This is a genomic window from Protofrankia sp. CiP1_Cm_nod2, from assembly GCF_920664355.1.
Lineage (GTDB): Bacteria > Actinomycetota > Actinomycetes > Frankiales > Frankiaceae > Protofrankia.
This window is the reverse complement of the sequence record NZ_CAKKTL010000259.1, coordinates 1-6927: the sequence shown is the minus strand read 5'-3', so window position 1 is coordinate 6927 and position 6927 is coordinate 1. Positions and strand designations below refer to the sequence as shown.

Genomic DNA, 6927 nt, shown 5'->3' with positions numbered 1-6927 from the left:
ACACTAGCGCGGCGAATGACAGTCAGGCAGAGAATGACAGATAATCATCTCATCATGATCGCGACAGTCTGACCGGCGGCTTGCCGGCCGCCGCGGCACGGTCGGCTACGGTGATGACGTGGGACTGCACCTCGGTCAGCTCGACGAGGCCGACAGGCTGCTGACGAACGACCCGTTGGCGCTACTCATAGGCATGGTGCTGGACCGGCAAATTCGGTAAACAAGGAGCGGACCGGGACGTCGCCTCGAGATCCGTGTGTCGTCGACAACGGAAAGTGGCAGCGGTCTGGGTGGGTGCGTCGTGGGAACGAAGGTCGGGTCGCGGTGAGACATTGAGGCCGAATCATCCCGCCAACACCGCGGGCCGGGCTGCCGGAGCGAAGCACCACAATGGGCGACCGCGTCAGCATTTGACGGGCCAGAGCGTGCACCGGTATCGTGGCCAATACTTTCTCCCCTCCGTCCTCCGGGACTGGCGGGGCTTTTTTCTGGATCGGCTATGTCATGTCCCCGCGAGTCGCTGTCTTCCCCGGGACTGGCGGGACCGGAGTCAGTTCGGGATGGCTTCGTCGCACTGTGCCGCCCCTCGATCAGGCCGGCCGGCTTCAAGAAACGGCGTGGAACTCATACCGGCTCGCTCGTGAGGCGATACGCGGCATTAGGGTCGCTGTAGGTGGCGGTTGTTCTGGCGACCAGTCCCTCGGCGATCAGCTTGGTCAGCTCGTAACTAACCTGCCGATCGCCCAAGGAAAGGCGGGCGGCGATCTCCGCGCGGGTCAGTGGCGACTCGACGGCCAGGAGTTCCAGAACACGTTGTTTCCGTGTGATGGATTTACGAGTATCCCTGTTGCGGCCGGTCCTCACGTGTTGGTGACGCGGCTCGTGTTCAGGGAGTTCAGAGAAAAGTGTCGGGTGTGGATTCTCGGCCGCGTCGTCAAGGACGTACCTTGCCCATCGGCGCTGGTTGACCATTCTGACCACACCTCGTTGGACAAGATCCCCCAGCTCTCGACGAGCGACCTTGCTGTCTACCGCGAGTTCGATTCGGTACTCGTCGCTCGTCAGCGCCCGGCCAGTCCGAAGTACCGCGAGGGCCATCTCCTGTGTTGGAGAGACGCCCGGCTGCCCGAGCGAGTACAGCCAGGCCCGGGTGCTCTCGTCGAGCAAGGCCCTGTTTGGCATGATGACTCGAAAGTCGCTTATGTTGTCCTTGAACCTGGGCGGTACGAGCCCAGCCTGACGCAGGCTGTTCAGAACTGTGGGGATACCGGTCGCCCGCCCCTCGCACAGGGCCCTTCGATCGCGGTGGAAACGAACATTTTCGAGGATGTCGACGAGCGCCCGGTTACGAGCAGATGCGATGCTCTCGTCTCCCAGCCGGTCGATGGTGACGGGCCCGAAGAGCCCACCGGGCGAAATTACCTCGAGGCGATCGGGGTACATCTCGACATGGATGCGTGTCCCCCGGGACATCGGACTGTAGTCGCGGTGTGCTACAGCGTTGACCAAGATCTCACGAAGTGCCTCCAGTGGATACTCCCAGCGATCTTCCCTGCCAATCCCCGTCACTATTCCGCGCCGGCTCATTCGGGCGTTCAGGACGTCAAAAACTTCTGCGAGAAGAATCGGTGCTGGTCCTTCAAGAATCTTGTCATCGAGGAATCGCTGTCCGTCTGGACCGGGCTCGCCCTTGCGTGGTGTAGGGTACGTGGTCACCGTGATCGCGCATCCGCGCAGTGAGTCAAAACCCTGTGGATCCCGGCCCAGCGCGAGCAGTCCACCCAGGGACGGCACGAGCTTCTTTTCACTCAGTGCACTTCTTACCAGCACTCCGCACCGGCTAAGTAGATCTTCGTCTTCCCGGCGGGCCAAGGTCGGTCGGGACCGGCGAAGGTCCCGTAGATAGTCCGCGACGAGTTCGTCGTGCAGATCGGCTCTGCTTGCTTCTTCGACGGGTTCCTTGTCGAAAGTCGGCTGGCCTCGGTTGATCAACAGTTGGCTTACTTCGTACGACGTCAGTCGATGATCCCCGTCCGAGATGCGGATGTACGAGCCGTTAGGCTGCCCTTTGCCCCGGAGATAACAGGGCTTGTCCGCCGGGTTGAGCTCCGGCACCTCGGCGACGACAAGGGTCCTGTCCTCGAGCTCCGGCAGGCTGATCAGAGGCATGAGCGGCGGAACGAGGCCGTCCCGACACAGCCCCGCGATGTCGGCGGCGAGCTTCGCGGCATGCGCGCACCCAGTCGCCGCGAATCCGCGCGCCTCGTCGAGGCCCAAGATCAGGGTGCCGCCGCCCGGCGTATTCGCGAATGCGCAAAGTGTCTGTATGGTCTCACCCGGCAACTTGTCGGTTGACGCCAGCTTGACCTCAAGACCTGTGTCATCCCGGCCGATTCGGCGAAGCGAGACAACGATCTCGGCCAGTCCGTCCGCATCCATGCCATCGCCTCCCGAGAGCCTGACGCGAGCCTAGCACGATGTTGTAAGGCTACCGAAATCTTGTTAGGCTTCGTTAGGTACGCTACGCGTCGATACTCGGATGCTGAGGTGGAGTCGGGACGTCCGCCCGTGTTGACCTTGGGCGGGTAGGTGAACCGGCGACCGTGGCCCACCATGTGCACGATCGAAGGCTCTGGCTGGCCGTCGAAGGGAAATCGACGATGGGACTGCATCTGAGTCAGCTCGCCGAGGCCGACGAGCTGCTGAACCGCCGTTGCGGGCGAGACAGTGTTCGCCAGCCGGCGGCTGGCAAACGGCTTCGGTGATCCCTTCGACGAGCTGGCCCGCTACACGGCGCGCAGTGCGTCACCCCCCTTCGCCGCGCTCCTGACGATCGCGGTGTGCGCCATGCTCGGCGGCGCCCGCTCGTTCGCGGCGATCGGGGAATGGACCGCCGACCTCCCCGCGGATGCCCGCGCCGGTCTCGGGATCGCCGGGCGGATCCCAGGCCCGGTGACGATCTGGCGGGTGCTGGTACGGGTGGACCCGGCGGCGTCGGAAGCCGCGATCAGAGCCTGGATCCGGGCCCGCCTCGACGCCGTCGACACCGCCGGGCACCAGCCGCCACGGCGCCACCGCCGTGCGCGCCAGGTCCTCGAGCGGCCCGCGGTTTTCCGCGGGTCATTGGCACGTACCAGGTCAACCGATACCCAGAAGCCGTCCTTGTTGACGAAGACCGTGTAGTCCTCGATGTATGCCGCGTCGCCCATACCCGACAGCGGCTGGAGTTCGTGGCCGATGCCGCGCTCGGCGGTGAGATGGTTCTCTGCCGTTTCCCCGACGAAGACATCCACCGGATCGGCTCGGGATGGTGCCGGAGTAGCTCAATCGTTGAGGACGCAGTGACGGTCGTCGTGCGGAAGTGGTCGTGAGTGTGTCCTGCGCTCCCCGCGCTTGACGGGGTGCCCGCCGGCCGTTCAGCTCACAGGCATTTCTCCCCGCCGTCTTCCGGGGCTGGTGGGGATTTTTCTGAATCAGCCACATCATGTCCCCGCGAGTTGCAGTCTTCCCTGGGCCGACCTGCGCGCGGCGGGCGACGTCGCGCAGCGACGTCTGCACTCCCTGCTCCGCCAGCACGGCTCGCGCCGTGACGAGGATGTGGTCGTAGTTGCGGCGTGCGTCGGCGCGCCGCTCGCGGTGACCGGGCGGACTCGGCTGAGCGGTCATCTCACGCGCCCTCCCTGGCAATCGGAGCAGTGTTCCGTCTAATATTCGGAGCACTGCTCCGGACGTTGCTCCATCCGTCGGACTCCAGGGAAGGTGACCCGCCATGAAGTCCGTTCGCGTATATCGCACCGGTCCGCCCCGCGTGCTCCAGCTTGATGATGTGGACCGTCCCGAGCCCGGCCCGGGCGAGGTTCTCGTCCGGGTGCACGCCGCGGGCGTGAACCCGCCGGACTGGTACGCGCGGTCGGGCTTCAGCCTCATACCCGAGTCGATGCGGCCCGCGGTCCAGTTCCCGTTCACCCCTGGGACGGACGTGTCCGGTGTTGTCGTGGGGACCGGACCCGGCGTCACCGAGTGGGCCGAGGGCGACGAGGTCTTCGGCCTGCTCCGCTTCCCGACGACGGTGGGCGCGGCGAAAGGTTACGCCGAGTACACCACCGCGCCGGTCGGTGACCTCGCGCGCAGGCCGGCCGGAATCGACCACGTTCACGCGGCGGCGGTCCCGATGGCGGGCCTGACCGCCTGGCAGTACGTCGTCGACCACGCTGCCGTGACCCCCGGGAGCACCGTGCTGGTCAACGGTGCCGCCGGCGGCGTCGGGCACTTCCTCGTCCAGCTTGCCCGCGATCTCGGCGCCCGGGTCATCGCCGTCGCGTCCACCCGTCACGAGGACTTCCTGCGCGGGCTGGGGGCCGACGAGTACATCGACTACACGACGACCGACGTCGCGGACGCGGCAAAGGGCGTCGACCACCTGTTCGACACCGTCGGCGGCCCGCTCGGCCACCGTCTCACCCCGGCGATCAGGGACGGAGGAGTGCTCAGCCCGGTCTTCTTCGGCGACTACCGCGAGGAGGACCTGGCCCGGCGGGGCATCCGGCTCCTGGGCGGCCAGGTCCGCTCCGACGGCCGCCAGCTCGCCGAACTGGCCGGACTGCTCGACTCCGGTGCCGTCCGGGTCGCCGTCGACAGTGTCCACCGGCTCGCCGAGGCGTGGCGCGCGCACGAACGAGCCGAGCAGGGCCACATCCAGGGAAAGATCGTCCTCAGCGTCACCAGCGGATAGCTTCACCAGCGGATGAGGCGACCGGCGGATGAGCGGCCGGGCGCCGTCGGGTGCCACAGCCAGGACAGCGGCGAACGGCCGCCTGGCGGTGAGTGTCTACTCGTCGCCAGGCGGTAGGACCCCCTTGTCGGCGGCGAGCCGACAGGATGTCAGAAAGCCGAACATGCCGGTACCGTCCTTGCGCAGGAAGAAGTCCACCATCCCGGTGTTGAACTCGTGGCGGCGCGCGGCCGGGACGCTGATGGCATCCATTCCCCGGGACATGAGATGACCATTCATCATGTAGCGCGCGGTACGCTTGTTGCCGTCGTAGTAAAATTGTTGCAGCGAGCCGAAGAGAAAATAGGCGACGGCCTGCTCGAACTCGTCGTCGATTTCGGTGGAGAGGAACTCCAGCCCCTGAGAGAAGATGCGGCGCAGGTTCCCGCCGCCGTGCTCGGTGGCGGGCGGTAGGTAACGGCCGTGTTCTCCGAGGCTGACGCCAGGGGTGAGGGTCTCGCTGCCCTCACCGCGGAAATGGCCTGACTCCAGCGCCTCGTCTCGAGCGAGCAGGAACTGGAGCCTGTCGGAGACCTCCTTGGACAACCGGAAATCGTGCGTCCTGACGAGCCGGCCGAGCTCGCTCGCCGCCTCGGCGAGGTTCAGGATCTGACGTTCGTCGCTGATCTTCCGTCCGCCGACGGTGATCCCGTCCAGCAGCGTCTGGACCTCGGGGTAGGTGAACGGGTTGCCCTCGAGCACCGCCGCGTCCCACACGTACTCCGGCAGCGACCGCTGGAACCGCCAGACGGCGCGCTCGACCGAGAACCGCGGAATATCCCGGCTCACCATGGACCGATCCCAGGTGAATCCGAGGGCGCCCAGCATCGCCCCGCTCGTCGCCACGAATCGCACCTCCTCGGACCGTACGTGCTCGGACCGTACGTGACCCGCACGTGCCGCGAACCATGCCGTGATCCAACGATACGGCGACCACCGGGATCCCGGAGTGTCCGTCAGGCCGACCTGCCGGAGCTGGCCGGGCCACACGTCGAGTCCTCGGCGATGACGTGGAGCCGGTCAGCCGGCACGCTGACCGGCGGGCCGCCCGAGCCGGCTACTTTCAGGGCCGTGAGCCTTGCGCTTTAACCAGATCGAGGCAGCGGACGAGCTGCTGACGAACGATCCGTTGGCGCTGCTGATCGGGATGCTTCTTGACCAGCGGGTTTCGGAAGGATGGAGTGGGACGGGACGGTCCGCGTCTTCCTGGTAACGCATCGTTTGATCGGCGCGCGGCGCTTCGATAGGACAATCGAGGAGCCGGGGGTAGGCGGGGCGGATCGTCCCGTGGGGGGTACCATGGAGGAAAATTTTGCCTCCATGGTGGAAGTGGTTGCGGTGGCGCTGAACATCAAGAACGACGAGGCGCAGCGGCTTGGCCGTGAGCTGGCTGACCTGACCGGTGAGAGCATCGCGACGGCGGTGACCACGGCCATTCGCGAACGTCTCGACCGTATGCGGGCCGGCCCAGAAGCGGGCGAGCAGCGAGTTGAGCGGATTGTCGCTCTTGGCCGCCAGATAGCGGGTGCGGTTGCTGGGAGCAGGTTCGGCATCGACGACCTCTACGATGATCGTGGGCTGCCGGCGTGATCGTGGATTCGTCCGCCCTCGTTGCTATCATCCGAGCCGAGCCTGACGCGGCTGCTTACGCGGCGGCTCTTGTCTCGGCGGACACCGCCATGTCTGCCGTGAACTACGTGGAGGCGGCGGTCGTCGTCGACTCGGCTCGTGACCCTGTTGCGAGCCGCCGGTTCGACGAACTGGTAAGAGTGGCGGACATCGAGGTGGTGGCGGTGACGGCCGAGCACGCGACGCTCGCCCGGCAGGCCTACCGAGACTTCGGCAGGGGGAGCGGTAGTCCCGCCCGGTTGAACTTCGGTGACTGTTTCGCCTATGCGCTTGCGGCTGAACGACGGGAACCGCTGTTGTTCAAGGGCGAGGACTTCATCCATACGGATCTGGTCGCCGCCGACCTTCCCGACGAGCACGGACTGCGCTGAATTCGGCTCCGTTGCGCCCACCGGTGTCGGTGCGACGCGGCGACTCGGCCTCAGATCAGGGAAGGTGGGATGCTCGGCCACCTGCGAGACCCGTGGTCAGGCGGAGGCTACGGTAGCGACGTGGGACTTCACCTGAGCCAGGTTGCCGAGGCCGAC

6 protein-coding genes and 2 pseudogenes are annotated in these 6927 nt (G+C 66.0%); 5 read left to right on the top strand and 3 right to left on the bottom strand.

From position 1 onward, the window contains the following. Nucleotides 1-118: 118 nt before the first annotated feature. Nucleotides 119-214: pseudogene (locus tag NBW84_RS21025) on the top strand (HhH-GPD-type base excision DNA repair protein); the annotation flags it as partial. A gap of 410 nt (nt 215-624) precedes the next feature. On the opposite strand, the gene NBW84_RS21020 reads toward NBW84_RS21025, so the two are convergent. After that, nucleotides 625-2439: an ATP-binding protein gene (locus tag NBW84_RS21020; protein ID WP_250286661.1), complete on the bottom strand. Its 1815-nt coding sequence runs from the start codon at nt 2437-2439 to the stop codon at nt 625-627. Nucleotides 2440-2727: 288 nt separating this feature from the next. On the opposite strand from NBW84_RS21020, the gene NBW84_RS21015 reads away from it, so the two are divergent. Beyond that, nucleotides 2728-3183 carry a transposase family protein gene (locus tag NBW84_RS21015; protein WP_250286660.1) on the top strand — a complete coding sequence of 152 codons (456 nt, stop codon included), beginning with the start codon at nt 2728-2730 and terminating at the stop codon, nt 3181-3183. 330 nt (nt 3184-3513) lie between these two features. Here the strand turns inward: NBW84_RS21015 and NBW84_RS21010 are convergent. After that, nucleotides 3514-3666 (bottom strand): annotated as a pseudogene (locus tag NBW84_RS21010) (TetR/AcrR family transcriptional regulator); the annotation flags it as partial. A gap of 103 nt (nt 3667-3769) precedes the next feature. Here NBW84_RS21010 and NBW84_RS21005 point away from each other — a divergent pair. After that, a complete protein-coding gene (locus tag NBW84_RS21005) occupies nt 3770-4732 on the top strand; it encodes an NADP-dependent oxidoreductase (protein WP_250286658.1) in 963 nt (320 codons plus the stop codon). A gap of 96 nt (nt 4733-4828) precedes the next feature. On the opposite strand, the gene NBW84_RS21000 is transcribed toward NBW84_RS21005, so the two are convergent. Then, on the bottom strand, nt 4829-5617 hold the full coding sequence (locus NBW84_RS21000; RefSeq protein WP_250286656.1) for a cell filamentation protein Fic: 789 nt from the start codon (nt 5615-5617) through the stop codon (nt 4829-4831). A gap of 330 nt (nt 5618-5947) precedes the next feature. Here NBW84_RS21000 and NBW84_RS20995 point away from each other — a divergent pair, with 330 nt between their 5' ends. Both NBW84_RS20995 and NBW84_RS20990 read left to right on the top strand, forming a co-directional pair. Continuing rightward, nucleotides 5948-6361: a type II toxin-antitoxin system VapB family antitoxin gene (locus tag NBW84_RS20995; RefSeq protein WP_250286654.1), complete on the top strand. Its 414-nt coding sequence runs from the start codon at nt 5948-5950 to the stop codon at nt 6359-6361. Further along, complete coding sequence (locus NBW84_RS20990; RefSeq protein ID WP_445548563.1) at nt 6358-6771, top strand: type II toxin-antitoxin system VapC family toxin; 414 nt, start codon at nt 6358-6360, stop codon at nt 6769-6771. Before NBW84_RS20995 ends, NBW84_RS20990 begins: the two co-directional genes overlap by 4 nt. The last annotated feature ends 156 nt before the right edge of the window (nt 6772-6927 follow it).

Bases quoted from the DNA above. Each gene is read 5' to 3' on its own strand.
- NBW84_RS21020 (WP_250286661.1), bottom strand. From the start codon at position 2,439: ATGGATGCGGACGGACTGGCCGAGATCGTTGTCTCGCTTCGCCGAATC.
- NBW84_RS21005 (WP_250286658.1), top strand. From the start codon at position 3,770: ATGAAGTCCGTTCGCGTATATCGCACCGGTCCGCCCCGCGTGCTCCAG.
- NBW84_RS20995 (WP_250286654.1), top strand. From the start codon at position 5,948: ATGGAGTGGGACGGGACGGTCCGCGTCTTCCTGGTAACGCATCGTTTG.